Source organism: Neisseria sp. P0009.S007 (assembly GCF_051962515.1).
Genome location: NZ_JBQCVF010001187.1, coordinates 1 through 251, shown reverse-complemented (window position 1 = coordinate 251; position 251 = coordinate 1). Strand labels below are relative to the sequence as shown.

Here is a 251-nt window from a genome sequence, read left to right as displayed (position 1 = left end):
TAATATAGGTATCGAGCTGCTCGGAACGTTTCATATAGTTGACCAACATTTGCGCAATGCTGTCGCCTTCCAGCGGCACAACACCTTGCCATGGGTCGGCATCTTTAGGCTGATGAGTCAAAACGAACACGCTGTTTTCGCCCAACAGCGCAGTCAGGCTTTCATCATCACGGATTTCAGCGGTTTCATCCCATCGGGCGGTAGCACGGACAGTATTTTCAGAAGTCGCTTCCACCACCAACATTTTCAGA

The 251-nt window shown here is 49.8% G+C and carries 1 protein-coding gene; it reads right to left on the bottom strand.

Features of this window, described 5'->3' with window-relative positions; genetic code table 11:
- Positions 1-251 (bottom strand): Hsp33 family molecular chaperone HslO (locus ACTHS3_RS18250; protein ID WP_440368835.1); only part of this gene is annotated, 251 nt, incomplete at both ends.